General features: G+C 49.9%; 14 protein-coding genes and 1 tRNA gene. 8 read left to right on the top strand and 7 right to left on the bottom strand.

Features of this window, described 5'->3' with window-relative positions; all coding sequences use genetic code 11:
• Positions 1-527 precede the first annotated feature (527 nt).
• The 4 genes from ACU52_RS00750 to ACU52_RS00735 all read left to right on the top strand — a co-directional run bounded on the left by ACU52_RS00750 (position 528) and on the right by ACU52_RS00735 (position 3,906).
• Positions 528-1,217 carry a phosphatidylserine decarboxylase family protein gene (locus tag ACU52_RS00750; RefSeq protein ID WP_053397377.1) on the top strand — a complete coding sequence of 230 codons (690 nt, stop codon included), beginning with the start codon at positions 528-530 and terminating at the stop codon, positions 1,215-1,217.
• A gap of 57 nt (positions 1,218-1,274) precedes the next feature.
• Positions 1,275-1,985 carry a CDP-diacylglycerol--serine O-phosphatidyltransferase gene (gene pssA / locus ACU52_RS00745; protein WP_021855134.1) on the top strand — a complete coding sequence of 237 codons (711 nt, stop codon included), beginning with the start codon at positions 1,275-1,277 and terminating at the stop codon, positions 1,983-1,985.
• The gene (locus tag ACU52_RS00740) at positions 1,985-2,266 is read left to right on the top strand and encodes a DUF4834 family protein (protein WP_053397376.1); all 282 of its coding nucleotides are present in this window, start codon (positions 1,985-1,987) and stop codon (positions 2,264-2,266) included. The genes pssA and ACU52_RS00740 overlap by 1 nt, the downstream gene beginning before the upstream one ends.
• Positions 2,267-2,331: 65 nt before the next feature.
• Positions 2,332-3,906, top strand: a complete 1,575-nt coding sequence (locus ACU52_RS00735; protein ID WP_053397375.1) for a glycoside hydrolase family 28 protein — start codon at positions 2,332-2,334, stop codon at positions 3,904-3,906.
• A 209-nt stretch (positions 3,907-4,115) separates the two neighbouring features.
• Here ACU52_RS00735 and pyrH read toward each other — a convergent pair whose 3' ends face one another.
• The 3 genes from pyrH to ACU52_RS00720 all read right to left on the bottom strand — a co-directional run bounded on the left by pyrH (position 4,116) and on the right by ACU52_RS00720 (position 6,173).
• A complete protein-coding gene (gene pyrH, locus ACU52_RS00730) occupies positions 4,116-4,826 on the bottom strand; it encodes a UMP kinase (RefSeq protein WP_021855137.1) in 711 nt (236 codons plus the stop codon).
• A gap of 240 nt (positions 4,827-5,066) precedes the next feature.
• Positions 5,067-5,801: a biotin--[acetyl-CoA-carboxylase] ligase gene (locus ACU52_RS00725; RefSeq protein ID WP_053397374.1), complete on the bottom strand. Its 735-nt coding sequence runs from the start codon at positions 5,799-5,801 to the stop codon at positions 5,067-5,069.
• A gap of 3 nt (positions 5,802-5,804) precedes the next feature.
• Positions 5,805-6,173, bottom strand: a complete 369-nt coding sequence (locus ACU52_RS00720; RefSeq protein ID WP_053397507.1) for a YraN family protein — start codon at positions 6,171-6,173, stop codon at positions 5,805-5,807.
• A 153-nt stretch (positions 6,174-6,326) separates the two neighbouring features.
• Here ACU52_RS00720 and ACU52_RS00715 point away from each other — a divergent pair, with 153 nt between their 5' ends.
• Complete coding sequence (locus ACU52_RS00715) at positions 6,327-6,812, top strand: nucleoside deaminase (RefSeq protein WP_053397373.1); 486 nt, start codon at positions 6,327-6,329, stop codon at positions 6,810-6,812.
• 861 nt (positions 6,813-7,673) lie between these two features.
• Here the strand turns inward: ACU52_RS00715 and ACU52_RS00710 are convergent.
• A complete protein-coding gene (locus tag ACU52_RS00710) occupies positions 7,674-8,522 on the bottom strand; it encodes a Cbp1 family collagen-binding glycoprotein adhesin (RefSeq protein ID WP_021855143.1) in 849 nt (282 codons plus the stop codon).
• A 7-nt stretch (positions 8,523-8,529) separates the two neighbouring features.
• A complete protein-coding gene (gene rsmI / locus ACU52_RS00705; protein WP_053397372.1) occupies positions 8,530-9,225 on the bottom strand; it encodes a 16S rRNA (cytidine(1402)-2'-O)-methyltransferase in 696 nt (231 codons plus the stop codon).
• A 95-nt stretch (positions 9,226-9,320) separates the two neighbouring features.
• On the opposite strand from rsmI, the gene ACU52_RS00700 reads away from it, so the two are divergent.
• The 3 genes from ACU52_RS00700 to ACU52_RS00690 all read left to right on the top strand — a co-directional run bounded on the left by ACU52_RS00700 (position 9,321) and on the right by ACU52_RS00690 (position 11,178).
• On the top strand, positions 9,321-9,920 hold the full coding sequence (locus ACU52_RS00700) for a thymidine kinase (RefSeq protein WP_021855145.1): 600 nt from the start codon (positions 9,321-9,323) through the stop codon (positions 9,918-9,920).
• An 11-nt stretch (positions 9,921-9,931) separates the two neighbouring features.
• A complete protein-coding gene (locus tag ACU52_RS00695; RefSeq protein ID WP_053397371.1) occupies positions 9,932-11,056 on the top strand; it encodes an AI-2E family transporter in 1,125 nt (374 codons plus the stop codon).
• A gap of 49 nt (positions 11,057-11,105) precedes the next feature.
• Positions 11,106-11,178: transfer RNA gene (locus tag ACU52_RS00690), tRNA-Lys, on the top strand.
• A 776-nt stretch (positions 11,179-11,954) separates the two neighbouring features.
• Here the strand turns inward: ACU52_RS00690 and ACU52_RS00680 are convergent.
• Complete coding sequence (locus ACU52_RS00680) at positions 11,955-13,160, bottom strand: OmpA family protein (protein ID WP_053397369.1); 1,206 nt, start codon at positions 13,158-13,160, stop codon at positions 11,955-11,957.
• Between the two features lie 31 nt (positions 13,161-13,191).
• Complete coding sequence (locus tag ACU52_RS00675; RefSeq protein WP_082335095.1) at positions 13,192-15,750, bottom strand: CotH kinase family protein; 2,559 nt, start codon at positions 15,748-15,750, stop codon at positions 13,192-13,194.
• Positions 15,751-15,808 lie beyond the last annotated feature (58 nt).

Raw genomic sequence — 15,808 nt, 5'->3', positions numbered from 1 at the left:
TTTGCAGCCGTTTTAACCCGAATTTCATGGTATTTCAGCCGTTTTTAGGCTAAATTTTATGCACACAAACCGCCATAGCCATGCAACACTCTGATATCGACACATTTATGTTTGCACACGATTTCAGCCCGTATTTCCGTCCGAATTATTTTTATTTTCAAATACTTCAGAATGAGAGCGTCAGGCAAAATCAGAATGTAAGGTGACATGGCGAATATCGCGACAATGTGAATCCGCACAGCATCACATTACACACCGTCAACGCCTGACATCAAGCATAAAAGGCATGACACACGAAAGCTGAAACAAGGACATGCCCCGGCCGCTTCAGCCGGACACCCGCAGAAGGAGCAAACGAGAACGAAAACCGCAACAGGACAGCGGAGCAAACAATAAAAATCGGACTATCAGCCGATTAAGCCGCAGCTGCCGGTCAATGTGTATTTATTAAAGAATAATGCAAAAAATTTGCCAATTACACAAAAAAGGCGTACCTTTGCAAATAATTTTCCACTTCAAACTTTACTATGGGAAAAAGAATAAAGAAACTTAAGAATGTAAGACTTCATCGAGAGGGCACTGACACGCTGGTCTACGGACTGACTACGTTTGTGGCCATAGCCTTGATTCTGTGGTTCTATGTCGACAACAAAATTCCGTTCTGGAGCTTTGTCGTCGTCTTCGGCGTAATCTATTCCATAGTGGTAAACTTCTTCAGATGCCCCAAGCGCTACTTCGACGGCGAGACCGAGAAGGTGGTAGTGGCTCCGGCAGACGGAAAAGTGGTGGTTATCGAGGAGGTTTTTGAAGATGAGTACTTTCACGACAAACGTCTCATGATAAGCATCTTTATGAGCTTGTTCAACGTTCACGCCAACTGGTTCCCGGTTGACGGCAAAGTGAAATTCGTTCATCATCAGAACGGCAACTACCACAAGGCATGGCTGCCAAAGGCCAGCGAGGAGAACGAGCACGCCGACGTGATGCTCGAGACTCCCGAAGGCACCGAAGTGCTGTGCCGCCAGATAGCAGGTGCGGTGGCACGACGCATCGTAACCTACGCCAAGCCTGAAGAAGACTGCTACATCGACGAGCATCTCGGATTTATCAAGTTCGGTTCGCGCGTTGACGTGTATCTGCCACTCGGAACTGAGGTTTGCGTGAAGATGGGACAGGCTACAACAGGCAACCGCACGATTATTGCACGGCTTAAATAAACATAACAGCCGCCCTTTCTGCGAATGAAAGTACACGGCCGATAACTACGCTACGTTATGGCAAACATCATAGTAAGAAATATTCCGAACACTATCACGTGCTGCAACCTTATCTCGGGCTGCATAGCCACGGCTTACGCCTTCGGCGGACAGCCCAAGATGGCGCTGACGTTCATCATCCTGGGTGCCGTGTTCGACTTCTTCGACGGCATGAGCGCACGCCTGCTAAAGGTGTCGTCGCCAATCGGAAAGGAGCTCGACTCGCTTGCCGACGACATCACGTTCGGCATGGCGCCGGCCACGATGGTGTTCTATCAGCTCGGCGTGATGGACTATCCGTCGTTTCTCGAGCCGCTGCGTCCGGTGCTGCCCTTCGTGGCTTTCGTCATGGCTGCGTTCTCGGCGCTGCGCCTTGCCAAGTTTAATCTTGACGAGCGTCAGACCACATCGTTCATAGGCATGCCCACGCCGGCCAACGCTCTGTTCTGGGGCTCGCTCATCGTGGGAGCTGCCGACGTGCTCGAGTCGTCGCCGTGGATGGTGCCGGCCGTAATATTGCTTATTTTCCTTTGCAGCTATGTGCTGGTGAGCGAGATACCGATGTTTGCCCTTAAGTTTAAGCAATGGGGATGGAAAGGCAACGAGGTTAAATACATTTTCCTTATAACCTGTGTGCCGCTGCTCATCATCTTCGGCATCTCGGCCTTCGCCATAATAATCGCATGGTATGTAATATTATCGGTTTATCTTAATTCAAAGAACAAATAATGATTGCTGCTTTATTAAACTTCTTATTCATAATACTGCTCGGAATATTCATCGTCGTAGGCGTGGTTGCCTACAAGATATACCGCACTTTCCACAGTGTGAAGAAACAGTTTAAGGGCTTCAGGGGCCAGGACAACGGCAACGGACAGGGCCGGCAGCAGTACCGACAGACATCAGGCGACGACGAAATAATTATCGACCGGCGCACGCCCGACGAGATGAACCGCAAGATATTCTCGAAAAACGAAGGAGAATATGTCGACTATGAAGAGGAGAAATAGCTCCTGTGGCCCTCCCGGCAATAATAAAACTACATGAATCTACTAACTTAAACCAATAAAAATAAATGAGAAAAATCTTCTTTTTGGTGTGCGCATGCCTGCTTACACTTGGTGCAAGCGCCACCGGCACAGACAAATACAGCTGTCTGTATGAGAATCTGCCCTTCAAGATGGAACAGGTTACAGCCCCCGTGTTTCCCGACAACGAGGTTAACCTGAAAGACTTCGGAGCTAAAGGCGACGGATCTTCGCTCTGTACCGATGCTTTTGCCAAGGCCATTGAGGCACTTGAGAAAAAGGGCGGCGGCAAGCTCGTTGTGCCGCAGGGTGTGTGGTTCACCGGTCCTATAACTCTCAAGAGCAACATCAACCTTCACCTCAACAAGGGTGCAGTGATATTGTTCTCGCCCGACATCGACCTCTATCCGCTTATAGATGCGTCGTTCGAAGGACTGAACACACGCCGCTGCCAGTCGCCCATATCGGGGCACAACCTTGTAAACGTGGCGATAACCGGAGCCGGAGTGATAGACGGCAACGGCGAATACTGGCGCCCGGTGAAACGCGAGAAGGTTACCGACAAGCAATGGAAAGAGTTTACTTCACGTGGCGGAGCATTCAAGAACCCTAAGTTCTGGTTCCCTTCTGAAGGTGCGCTTAAAGGCGACTCAATGAGCAACATGAACGTGCCCAAGGGTAATCTGAGCGACGCCGAATGGCATAGCATCAGGCACTTCCTGCGTCCCGTAATGGTAAACCTCGTAAGTTGCAAGAACGTATGGCTCAACGGCGTAATCTTCCAGAACTCTCCTTCATGGAACATTCATCCGCTGATGTGCGAGAATGTGCTGATAGAGGATGTGCAGGTAAGAAACCCGGCATTTGCACAGAACGGCGACGGACTCGACCTTGAGTCATGCAAGAATGCGCTGGTTGTGAACTCTACATTCGACGTTGGCGACGACGGCATCTGCATCAAGAGCGGTAAGGACGCCGACGGACGCAAGCGCGGAATACCCTGCGAGAACGTACTGATTAACGGTTGTACCGTATTCAAGGGCCATGGCGGCTTTGTTGTTGGCAGCGAGATGAGCGGCGGCGTGAAGAACATTTATGTTTCCGATTGCCAGTTCCTCGGCACTGACGTGGGCCTGCGCTTCAAGAGCACACGCGGACGCGGCGGCGTGGTTGAGAACATCTACATCAACAACATCTCAATGTTCGACATTCAGACCGACGCAATAACCTTCGACCTCTACTACGGAGGCAAGTCGGCTGTAGAGGCTCTTGCTGACGGCGACGAGGCAAAGCAGCAGAACGTGAAGAAGATAAAGGTGGACGAGACAACACCTTGCTTCCGCGACATCAACATCAACCATGTAATATGCCGCACTGCGCGCCGTGCAGCCTACTTCAACGGACTGCCCGAGATGCCGGTGAAGAACATAACGATAACCGACCTCGAGGTAAACAACGCCAAAGAGGGCATCGTAATCAACAACACTGACGGCGTTAAGCTGCAGGACATCAACGTCAAGTCGAAGGGAAAGACCTTCAGCGCACGTAACTCAGCAAACGTAACAGTGAACGGAAAAGAATATAAGAAGATTGACAACAAGGGCATTACTCTCGACATGTAAGCCCTTTAAGACATAAAAAAAGAAGAAGCCGTTGCCTCAAGCACAGACATTTATGCGCAAAGAGGCAACGGCTTCTTTTTTATATTAATGAAGATACATCCTCAATTTCAACGGATGTGCCTGCCTACGTATCGTGCAGCCTGCCGTTCAAGCATAAAAAAGATGCAAATAAGACAGCAGCGTAAGCGGCTTGTGCATTTATAATGCTATCAGTTGTGAACCAGCGTACCTATCTCCTCGCCGTCCATAACCTTCTTCAGGTTGCCCACAACGTCCATGTTGAACACATAGATAGGCAGGTTGTTCTCCTTGCACATTGTTGTGGCAGTAAGGTCCATCACCTTCAGTCCGCGTGTATAAATCTCATCGTAAGTGATGTCCTTAAACTTCACTGCAGTAGGATCCTTCTCCGGGTCAGCAGTGTAGATGCCGTCAACGCGTGTACCCTTGAGCATAACGTCGGCCTCAATCTCAATACCGCGGAGCGACGAGCCTGTGTCTGTTGTAAAGTAAGGAGAGCCTGTTCCCGCAGAGAATATGCACACATAGCCGGCCTCCATAGCCTCGATGGCCTTCCACTTGCTGTAGAACTCACCTATCGGCTCCATGCGTATAGCCGTCATCACCTTTGTCTTAACGCCTACAGCACCGAGAGCTGAGCTTAATGCGAGCGAGTTGATAACCGTTGCGCACATACCCATCTGGTCGCCCTTAACGCGGTCGAAGCCCTTGCCGGCACCGCTGAGTCCGCGGAAGATGTTGCCGCCTCCGATAACGATACCAATCTGCACACCCATCTCGTGCACTTCCTTTATCTGGCGCGCATAGTCGCCGAGACGCTCCGGGTCGATGCCGAAGTTCTGTTTTCCCATCAGGCTTTCGCCACTAAGTTTCAATAAAATTCTTTTGTACTTTGCCATAATTATTTATCGTTTAGGAGTTAAAGGAGTTAGAAGTAGTTAAAGTAGTTAAAGCCATATGCTTTGTTGCTGTATGTGCTTTGTGACAATATCTTTATTCTGTGCAGTCAGCAATATTTGTATAATTAAAAATTGATGCTGCGTTAAAAATAATATTTACTGTCTTACCAGTAATGTTTTTATCTACAATGCATATGACTTTAACTCCTTTAACTACTTCTAACTACTTTAACTACTTCATTATAAAACATACTTCACCTCCTTAAACGCATATCTGCTCAGGCTGCCGTCATCGCGCCGAAGAACAAGATGGCCGTCAGGCTCGATACATTCAAGCTCCGCCATGAAGTCGCCGCCGGCATCCTTATAGGCATGACGGCCGCTGCGGCGATAGAGAGCGGCAGAATAAAGCGACGCCACCTCGTCATAACGGCCCTCATTGACCATGCCGAGATAAACCTCGAAACGGCGGAGAAGCACACCGAGCACCTCATCGGCGTCAATGTCGCGTCCCAATATCTGAGACAACGATACCGGATTGGGCGCATCGCTCACAAACTCACGCTGATTGAGATTAATCCCCGTGCCGAGAATACAGCTGCCTACGTGGCTTCCGCTGATAGTACATTCAGAGAGCGTTCCGCTGATTTTCTTGTCGCACCAGTAAATGTCGTTCGGCCATTTTATCGTGATGTCGTCGACATATCCGGCAAGAGCGTCACGTATGGCCAACGACTCGGCCTCGAGCATGACATACTGGCGCATAACCGGCAACGCCACGGGATAAACCTTTATGCTGAACGTAAGGTTCTTGCCGCGCTCACTCTCCCACTTGTTTTCGCCCTGACCGCGCCCTGCCGACTGAAAGGCGGCAACGCCCACGGTCATCAGCCGGCCTTCTTCGCCGGAGTATTCGCGCATAAGAACATTTGTCGAGCTGGTTTCGTCAACCTTTATTATCTTTATATCTTCCATTTTTCAATAAGACAGGGGTAAGAAAGCATCCTCAATATGGTTAATCTCGCACGGCCCGCCGGGCACGCCCGTAACCGACACGATGTCGAAGCGCACGGGCATCTCTATGTTGTTGGCCCTGACAAACTTTGCCGCAGCCAAACTTAGGTTGCGTATCTTTCGGGCGTCGACAGCCTGTTCGGGCGCCATAAAGTCGGCATTGCGCCTGGTCTTCACCTCAACAACCACCAGACAGTCAGCGTCGATTGCCACAATGTCGATGTCACGGTGGCCGTCGCGCCAGTCGCGCCATATTATCCTGAAGCCGTGCTGCTCAAGATATTCGGCTGCCTTCTGCTCGCCCCAACGGCCTATATTGTTATGCTCTGCCATGAGTTTTTCATGTTGTTTTGAAATGTTGAGCCGCCGTGCAGCAACGTCTTCAGCAACTGCAATGCCGCGGCTGTAATGCAAAAATACAACTTTTCTGCTATACATCAAAGGCTGTTATTGCGAAATGTTGTATTTTTGCACAAAAACAAAGATATGACAAACAACGGCTTTAACAACCACGAAGACAACAAGCAGGAGCCACAACAGAAGAAGGACGAACAGTTTATGCGCAAGGCTCTGGCCGAAGCAGAGGCGGCAGGAGAGGCCGGCGAAATACCTATAGGAGCCGTCATCGTGTGTAACGACCGCATAGTTTCGCGTGCCCACAACCTTACAGAAACGCTGTGCGACGTAACAGCACACGCCGAAATGCAGGCTATAACGGCTGCCGAGAACTTCATGGGCGGCAAGTATCTCACCGACTGCACGCTTTACGTAACCGTTGAGCCGTGCCCCATGTGCGCCGGAGCCATCGGCTGGGCACAGATAAAGCGAGTGGTTTACGGTGCAAGCGACGACAAGCGCGGATTTCACATCTACGCTCCAAAGGCTCTTCACCCTAAAGCCGAAGTTACTGCAGGCGTGCTTGAGGAGGAATGCAGAACCCTCATGCAGGAGTTTTTCAAGGGAAAGAGATAAACGTCAGTCCGTCATCATCAGGCCATATATAATTTTATCTAGTTTTGTGCATTCATGCTTTCAGACCGTATTCTTGTTTCCTATTGTAGTATTTTCGTCTGCCTTTTATTGACATAGCCTGCTGTGCTTACGAAAAAGCAAACGAAAATCCACTAAATATAAAGAAATAATATATGCTGAATTATAACCTAGATTTGGGATAAAAATCAGAATCCGTGGAGGTCAAAACGGCTTTGACTTTAAAAAGGGCAAAAATCTGAAAGGGAAATGGGCTGTTTTACTTAATGTCCAACATAATTCTCAATTAATTCAACACGGATGTTAAGCAAAACGATGCATATATGTTTCAAATCATTAACCTATCGTTTACGACCCGTAAATGGGCCACTTTTGATGCAAAAGTGGCCGAGTTTTTTATCGCAAACGAATGACTTATAACAGCTAAAACGCCGTTCGCCCTGTTTCATGCCTTACCGTGCCGAAATAAAGCCATGCACGGAGCGGCATGAAACTGGTATGCGGAGCTGCTAATTCAGCACATAGCTTCAACCAAAATCTGCCATTAGACCGCACATAACTTTATCAAATTTGTGCATCATGCTTTCAGCCTGTCTTCTTGTTTCTATTGGCGTCTTTTTGTAAGATATTTCTTGACATAGCCCGCTATGCCTGCGAAAAATCTTACAAAAATCCACTCAATATAAAGCAAAAATCCAGACCGAATGCTAACAACCCGATTTGGGATTACCCAAAACGTATGGCACAAAAAATTGGCGGGCAATACCCGTGCCGGATACTGCCCGCCAACAATGCTGACGCAGAAGTCAGAAAAATGTGTTCTCTGAATTATTCTGCCAATATTTATCTAACCTGCACCACGAGATACTTGCTTGTGCTCCAGAATATCTGCGGATTTGTTATGCGCAGCACATACTGGTCTTTAGAGTCGCGCTCAAGCTTGTAGCTGCTTGACGGGTGCATCGTAAGGAGTTTTGCCGATTTAGAATACAGCTTCAGCTCCTTGAAGTTTCTGATGTCTATCTTTGTGAAGTAGCTCTTGTTGAAGTTGCCCTGCAGCACCTTGCCGTTAACCAGGATCTGCTGTTCCTTCAGCTCCTTCTTTGTTCCGAACACATACCATGCCGTGTTGAGCTGCTTGTCCTGATTGCTTATTGTCTGCGACTTCTGCTCGCTCTCACCCTTCAGGTTGCTTACATCCTTGTTGAGCGAGTTGATTGTCATGTCGAGCTCCTCGATATGTATGTCCTTTGCCTCGAGCTGTGCGCGGAGATCTTTCAGCTGGTGGTCTTTGTCCTCAAGCTGCTTAACCAGATTCTCGATTGTGCGCTTCATTTCCTCACCCTTAACAGAGCTCTCGCTGACCTGCTTGCGCAGCTTCTCTATCAGCTCACGGTTCTGTGCCAGGCGCTGCTGTATGAACTGGATGTTCTCGCGTATGCGCTGCTTCTTGTCGGCACCCTCGCCGTCCTTGGCCACGCTCACCCTGTTTTCAGCCTCGTTAATCAGACGGAAGCCCTCATCAATATCATTCAGGATTCCCATCATGTCGTTTATCTCATTGTCCTTCTGCTCTATAATCTTCTGTAAAGAGTCTGTTTGGCTTACCTGAGGCAGATTAGAACCTGTTTTCTCGTTGTTACATGCGACCAAAGCCATAAAACATGCCGCGAAAAATAATACCTTTTTCATAATGCTATTAATTATTAGGTTTCCTTTCTTTAACGTTCTTGCCGGCCACCACGATGACAAACTCGCCGCGCGGCTCGGTTTCCTTGAAATGGGCTATAAGCTCCGCCAGTGTGCCGCGCACGCTCTCTTCGTGTATCTTGGATATCTCGCGGCAGGCGCTTGCCCTGCGGTCTTCGCCAAAATATTCGGCAAACTGCTCGAGAGTCTTCAGCACTCTGTAGGGCGACTCATAGAATATCATCGTGCGGGTCTCTTCGCGCAGACTGTCAAGCCTGGTTGCGCGCCCCTTCTTCTGAGGCAGGAAGCCTTCGAAACAGAATCTGTCGCAAGGCAGTCCCGATGACACCAAAGCCGGCACAAAAGCCGTGGCGCCGGGAAGACACTGCACCGTTACACCTGCACTGACAGCCTCTCTCACCAGGAAGAATCCCGGATCGCTTATGCCGGGAGTGCCGGCATCGCTTATCAGAGCCACCGTGGCTCCGGCCTTAAGCCGCTCCACTATCGACGCTGACGTGCCGTGCTCATTAAACTTGTGGTGGGCATAGAGCTGGTTCTTTATCTCAAAATGCTTGAGAAGTACGCCCGACGTGCGGGTGTCCTCAGCCAAAACCAGGTCGGCCTCCTTCAAGATGCGTATGGCCCTGAGCGTCATATCTTCCATATTTCCCACCGGTGTGGGTACTATATATAACAAGCCCATAATTCGCCACAAATATAAGTTAAATAATCCATGAGTGCAAAAAAACGCTATATTTCTTTGCAATTTTTAAAACGTCTTTGTAATTTTGCGCCATAATGAACAACAATCTGGCAGGCGAGGCACACCGCCCTGGAAGAATAGAAGTTGTGTGCGGATCGATGTTCTCGGGCAAGACCGAAGAACTTATAAGAAGGCTTAAACGCGCCGAGTTTGCAAAGCAGAGAGTGGAGATTTTCAAGCCCGCCCTCGACACGCGATATTCTGAGATTGAGGTGGTCAGCCACGACCGCAACTCCATAATGAGCACGCCGGTCGACTCGTCTTCGTCGATATTGCTGCTGTCGTCAGACATCGACGTGGTGGGCATCGACGAGGCGCAGTTTTTCGACGACGGACTCGTGGCCGTATGCAACGAACTTGCCAACAAGGGCATACGCGTCATCGTGGCCGGACTCGACATGGACTTCAAGGGCGTGCCCTTCGGCCCCATACCCGCCCTGTGCGCCATTGCCGACGAAGTGACTAAGGTGCATGCCATCTGCGTAAGATGCGGCGCGCTGGCCTACGTCAGCCACCGTCTCGTGAACAACGAGAAGCGCGTGATGCTCGGCGAGCAGGCCGAATATGAGCCGCTCTGCCGCGAATGTTACCGCAAGGCGCTTGAGGAAGACAAAAACAAGGACAAAACACATTGACACGATAAAATATGCTTGAAGAGAAAATCACTTTCGACAAATTCATACGCTGGATGCTCATAGCCCTGCTTGTCGGCGCCGTGCTGTTCATAACCAACTATCTGAGCAACGTGCTGCTGCCGTTCTTCGTGGCATGGCTGCTGGCCTATCTGCTCTACCCCATCGTAAAGTTTGTCCAGTACAAGATGCACGTGCCCACAAGGGCGCTGTCCATCATCGTCGCGCTGATTTTCGTCATTGCCGTCATCGGGGGGATATTCTATCTCATAGTTCCGCCGATGATAGAACAGTTCGACAAGCTGGGCGAGGTGCTCTCGCGCTATCTGCACAAGACGACGCACATAAACAACTTTCCCAGCACCATAAGGCAATGGATTGAGGACAACCGCCACGAGATACACCAGTTCTTCAAGCAGAAAGACGTAACAGAGGCCATCAGGAGTGCCATGCCAAAGCTATTCAGCGTGCTCGGACAGACGGCCAACATCATCATAAGCGTGGTGGCATCGCTCATAACGCTCATGTACATGTTCTTCATCCTGCTCGACTATGAGGCGCTCACCACCAAATGGATAAAGATATTCCCGCAGAAGGTGCGCCCGTTCTGGCAGGAGCTGATGGGCGACGTGGAGCGCGAGCTCAACAACTACATACGCGGCCAGTCGCTCGTGTCACTCTGCATGGGCATCATGTTCTGCATAGGCTTCACCATAATAGACTTTCCCATGGCCATAGGCCTCGGCATAATGATAGGCATAATGAACCTTGTGCCCTATCTGCACACCTTCGCGCTCATCCCTACGGTGTTCCTTGCCCTGCTCAAGGCTGCCGACACAGGACAGAACTTCTGGATAATACTGGCAGGAGCCGTGGCCGTGTTCTGCATAGTGCAGATAATAAGCGACATGGTGGTAACGCCAAAAATCATGGGCAAGGCCATGGGCCTCAACCCTGCCATACTGCTGCTGTCGCTCTCCGTATGGGGCACCCTGCTGGGCTTCATCGGCCTCATCATCGCCCTGCCCCTCACCACCATCCTCATAGCCTATTATCAGCGATACATCACCAAAGAAGGTCATGAAAAGGTGCAAAACGAAGAAAAACTAAAAAAATTGAAAAATAATTTGGTAGTTTAAGAAAAAAGCCGTACTTTTGCACTCGCTTTACAAAACGAATGGATAAGATGATCCGTTAGCTCAGCTGGTAGAGCACAACACTTTTAATGTTGGGGTCTTGGGTTCGAGCCCCAAACGGATCACAGAGGAGTACCAAACGGTACTCCTTTTTATTGCATATACTCCATCGTCTAATCGTGCAGAAAAACCTACGATGCAGCTAAGCCAAAACAACAGAAAAGCAACTGACTTTTTCACACAGCGCGCCGGTATACCTTCAAGGCACGTCTCAAAAAAATCATTAAGCATAATGCAGTTCAACCGGCAACTTTATCGGCATGAGCAACTCTGATGCGGCATGGATATGCACAATGACATAACCTCAGCACGCATGGCCGGCACAGACTCCCCTATGCAGCATGCCCGCACGGAGCATTTCTGCGCCTTCTGACGGCTTTTCCGTCAGGCAACGGCATATCAGTCACATAAGCCTTATGCAGGCCCTTAAACGCGAATCTGCCATCAGCCCGCAGATAGCGTTATCTGTTTTGGGCGTCCATGCTTTCAGCCAGCCGTTTTGTTTCCATTGCCGTTTGATCATGTTCTCGGCATGCCCCATCAGAATCATGGCGGACAGATGAAACTCCCGAAAACAAAAAATCCCATTCACTGCCAAAAAGACAGCAAATGGGATTGAACACAAAACTTTCAATTAGAAAACGAGGATGTGTACGAAGAGGGGCTATAGAAACAGACAAACTCATACCAGACTTGACACTGTATGCCCGAAAACACATTCAGGCAGCAGAGCAAATCCGACTGCAATAAAATGAGCTAACCAGCCCTGACTCCTTGCCACACCCTCGCGCCACTGCGTTGCTGACGCAGGTACGCATCGCAACAAGTCAGACAGATATATTTACTTTGTCTTGGTGATTACGGCACGGCTCATGCGCGGGTCGTCATAGAACATATTGTCCACACCGCCCTTATAGTCAATCTGGAGCTGTGACTTGTTAACACCAAACTCTTTTACCAGGCAGTTATATACAGCCTCAGCACGCTTCTTGCTCAGACGCTCGTTGCCGGCCTTGGTTCCGGTTCCGGCATCAGCATATCCGGTGATGGTGTAAACCGTTGAAGGATCGCCCTGCTTGATTACCTCTGCAAGCATGCCGAGGTTTACGCGAGCCTGATTAGACAAGGTGCTCTTGCCTATCGGGAACACGATGAGGTTGGCAGATGTTATCTGCTTAACTATGGTCTCAGCCTTCTCCTTGTCATTCTGGTTGAGAGCTTCCTGCAAGCGTGCGTTCTCCTCACTCATGCGGTTGAGCTGCTCACGCATGGCGTTGATTTCGTCGTTGTTATACACAGTGCGTGTAACGACCTTGCTGCGCTCCCAGCCGCGCGGCTTAAACTTATAGGTAAGACCAACTGCAACAGTGAACATACCTTCTCCGCCGCGGCCTCCGCCCTCGCCGTCGAACTCATCGTTAACCAGCGTTCCGCGCAGGTCAAGGTTGAGGTCCAGAGCAGAACACAGACGGAAGGTGTTAAGAAGACCGAAGTGTGCTGATATGTCTGTGGCTGACGGCTCTTCTGACACGTGCATCACACCGAGACCTCCGTAAGCGCTGAGGTTATACAGGCGCTTCTCATTGTAGCCACATATCATGTTAGAGAGATTGAACAGCACATCAGCATGGAAGTTGAAGTAATTAAACTTCTGCTTCTCCAGCCAATAGCCGTTGCCTCCCTTTCCGGGCACATCCTCACCGGTGCTGTGAGCCAAAGATCCCTTCTGTGTGGCACCCTTAACCGAAAGGCCGCTATACATAAGCCTTACGCCTATGCTCGGCGAGAACCACTTGCCAACAGCTACATCGAGAGCCGGCGAAATTCTGTCGCCAAACGAAGCCTGACGGTCATGGTCGCCAAAGTAGACCTGACCACCAGCGCCAACACTGACAAACCAGTTGCTCCAGAAGCCGTTTGTCTCCACTTTATATTTACTTGAGCTGTATTCCACATATTCTGTGGAACTGGTCTTTTGTTCAGCCTGGGCAAAGGCTGAACCTGCAGCCAATACTACAATGGCTGCCGCGATTGTTCTTTTAATCATATTATGAATTTTTATTCGTTAGATATTTTCATTAGTCTGCGTCTGTCACGAAACTTCCACTTATTATCTGCGCGTTCATCCAGTTCAGACGGTCTGTATATGCCTTCTTCATCGACTGTATTGCCTGGTCGAAGGTCATATCCTCATCACCGTTGAACGCAGCGCCACACTCGTTTTTCAGAGTGCGTGTGGTAGGCCACATTGCCGAGTTGAACTTATCTGAAAGACGATTCTGAAGTGCCAGCCGGTCTATCTCTGCCACTACAGCCTGCAGGGCTGCATAAACAGCCGTCCAGCGTGTCTGTAAGCTACTTCTGAACGTCGGGTCTTTAAACAGAAGCGGATACCACATATAGGGCTTGTCGTTGACATAATCAGGATTTCCCCATGGCCACTGTTTTTCGGCCAACGCCGAAGCTCCATACAGCCACTCGTCCGTGTTACGGCAGTCGTAAGTTCCGCCGTAGGCACGCACCTGATCCGGAATGATAAACGTCTGCCAGTCGAAGTCCCACACCGGGCCTGCTGTCAACTTATCCTCGCCGTCGATGTACATATATACGCTCTTAGGATGCTTGTATTCATCGTTGAACGTAAGTTCCTGCACAAAGAAATAGTCAATGACGGAGTTGATGTCCAGCTGCTTGTAGGCTTCAGAGTAGTTGCCGTTTTCCAGATTCTGCTCAATTGTCTCAATCTTATCTTTTATGGCATTAAACAGCGTTCCGTTTTCCGGCACTTCATCCTTAAACATGACAGGCAGTCCGCGGTCTGTACGGAAACAGTTGACCTCATCCATAGCGTCGTCGAACTCAAGCAGATAACCGCAGTCGGCAACAGAAGGATTCTCGTTGCCACCGTCCACAACGTCCTCATAGCAGTCCTTGATATTCACGCGGTCGGCATCAATCTTCACTTTCTCACACAGAAAATAGTTTCCCACATGACGTCCGTTGATAACCAGTTCCACATTCACACCATTAGGACTCCATCCCAGGCCGTCTGTATGTGCACTGGCCGTGCGATGAGCTATGTCGAGAGCAACAGCATTGCGCAGCGAAGTGCGGTCCATCCAGTTGGCAAGCAGCTCCCAGCGCTTGTCGGTAGGCAGTCCCTGTATACCCACTTTATCTTTGAATTTAAGCGCAAAAGGAAGTTTCGGGAAGTTCTGCGTGGAGTTGCCGCGAAGGCGCGAACCGCATAAAGCAGTTTTCACATCTACCGTTCCATCTGCATTGTATAGCGTAAAATGGTCGGTTTCGCTCCAGTCTTCACTCTTAGCGCGCACATTTATGCCGGCCTCATCCCAATAGACGCAGCCGCCTTCCTGCTCAAGCACAGCCACCGGCAGCCCGGTGTTTGTAACCTCAACAACATAGGCGCGGTCTTCCTCGCCGTTAGACACGACATATGTCACCGGCTTGCTGAAGTCCTGCTCGTCGGCTCCGCTCGTCTGTGCTTTTCCGTCCACTGTTACGGTCATGCCTTCAGGTATGGTGAACGTGGGCTTCAGCTTGAAGTCAAACAGATAAGGTATGCAGCCGGTAACGCTGTCAGTACCTACCGTCATCACCTCTGCCGTATTATCCACAGGCTGTGTCTTTCCGTTCTCATACACCAGTTTGGTGCCAAGAATTTTGCCTTCGTTGGCACTTACATCGAATGAGAAACTCTTGAACACAGGACGCTTGGTTACAACCATATCAGAATAGTTGGCAAGCGTCAGCGGGAACGTGTAGCATGTGTTAGCAGCGAAGTCTGCAAGCGAACGGCGGGTGAACTCTGCCTTGTACTGATGTGTCAGAATGGTGATTTTTATATCGTCGTTCTGATGTATGTCAGGGGCACAGGTCATATATCCCGTCAGCTCCTGTCCGCTCGTAAGCGCCGGAGCATCGCTCCATTTCATGGTCAGCTGGTTCACCCCGTCGGCAGCACCTGTCCATGTCACAGCCTTCGAAGCTGCGTCGAACGTAAACTCGCCGCCGAGCCTGCGCCCGTCGGGCAAGGTCAGGATGATGCTTTCAAGATTATCGCCTTCGAGAAGAGTACCCGTGGCGTTGATGCTGAACCTTATAAGGGAAAACAGATGCTCGAACGAGAACTCATATTGTCCGCCATCAGCTGATGAAAACGTTGGCTTGCCTACTTTATAGTCGGCCTCTAACGTTCCGTCGGCCATGTTGTATGCCTGAACAAGCTTCAGGTTTCCTTTAATAGCCGAGACATCCGACGAAGAGTTGCCTTCGTCATAGGGATAGTAGGCGTAAGAGGGAGATTCGCCCTGCTTCAGATTGCCTGCAAAGACAGCTTCAGGCGCGGCACTCGTATTTGAAGATACGAACAAGGCGTTTGACGTTCCGGCGCTTCCATACACGCCGATACGGTCGCCCGGCGACCACAATATGCCCACCGAACCGTCTGTCGTAACTCCGTCAACACAAGTACGCGTAGGTGTTGAGCCGCTCATGCGTGCAAGAATCTTAACGTTGCCGGCAGCGTCGCCGCCGAGCAAAGACTCGTCCTGGCATGAAACAAAGCAGGCTAACACAATTACTAATGCCGCGTATTTTCGTATAGGATAACTCATTTATCTTATATGATACATTTTTCAACAATGAACTTTCGCTGAGTCTTTCAGCGAAAGT

The sequence above is a fragment of the Xylanibacter rarus genome (genome assembly GCF_001275135.1).
GTDB lineage: Bacteria > Bacteroidota > Bacteroidia > Bacteroidales > Bacteroidaceae > Prevotella > Prevotella rara.
Note: the sequence above shows the minus strand (reverse complement) of the source record. Positions and strands in the feature narration are given on the sequence as shown.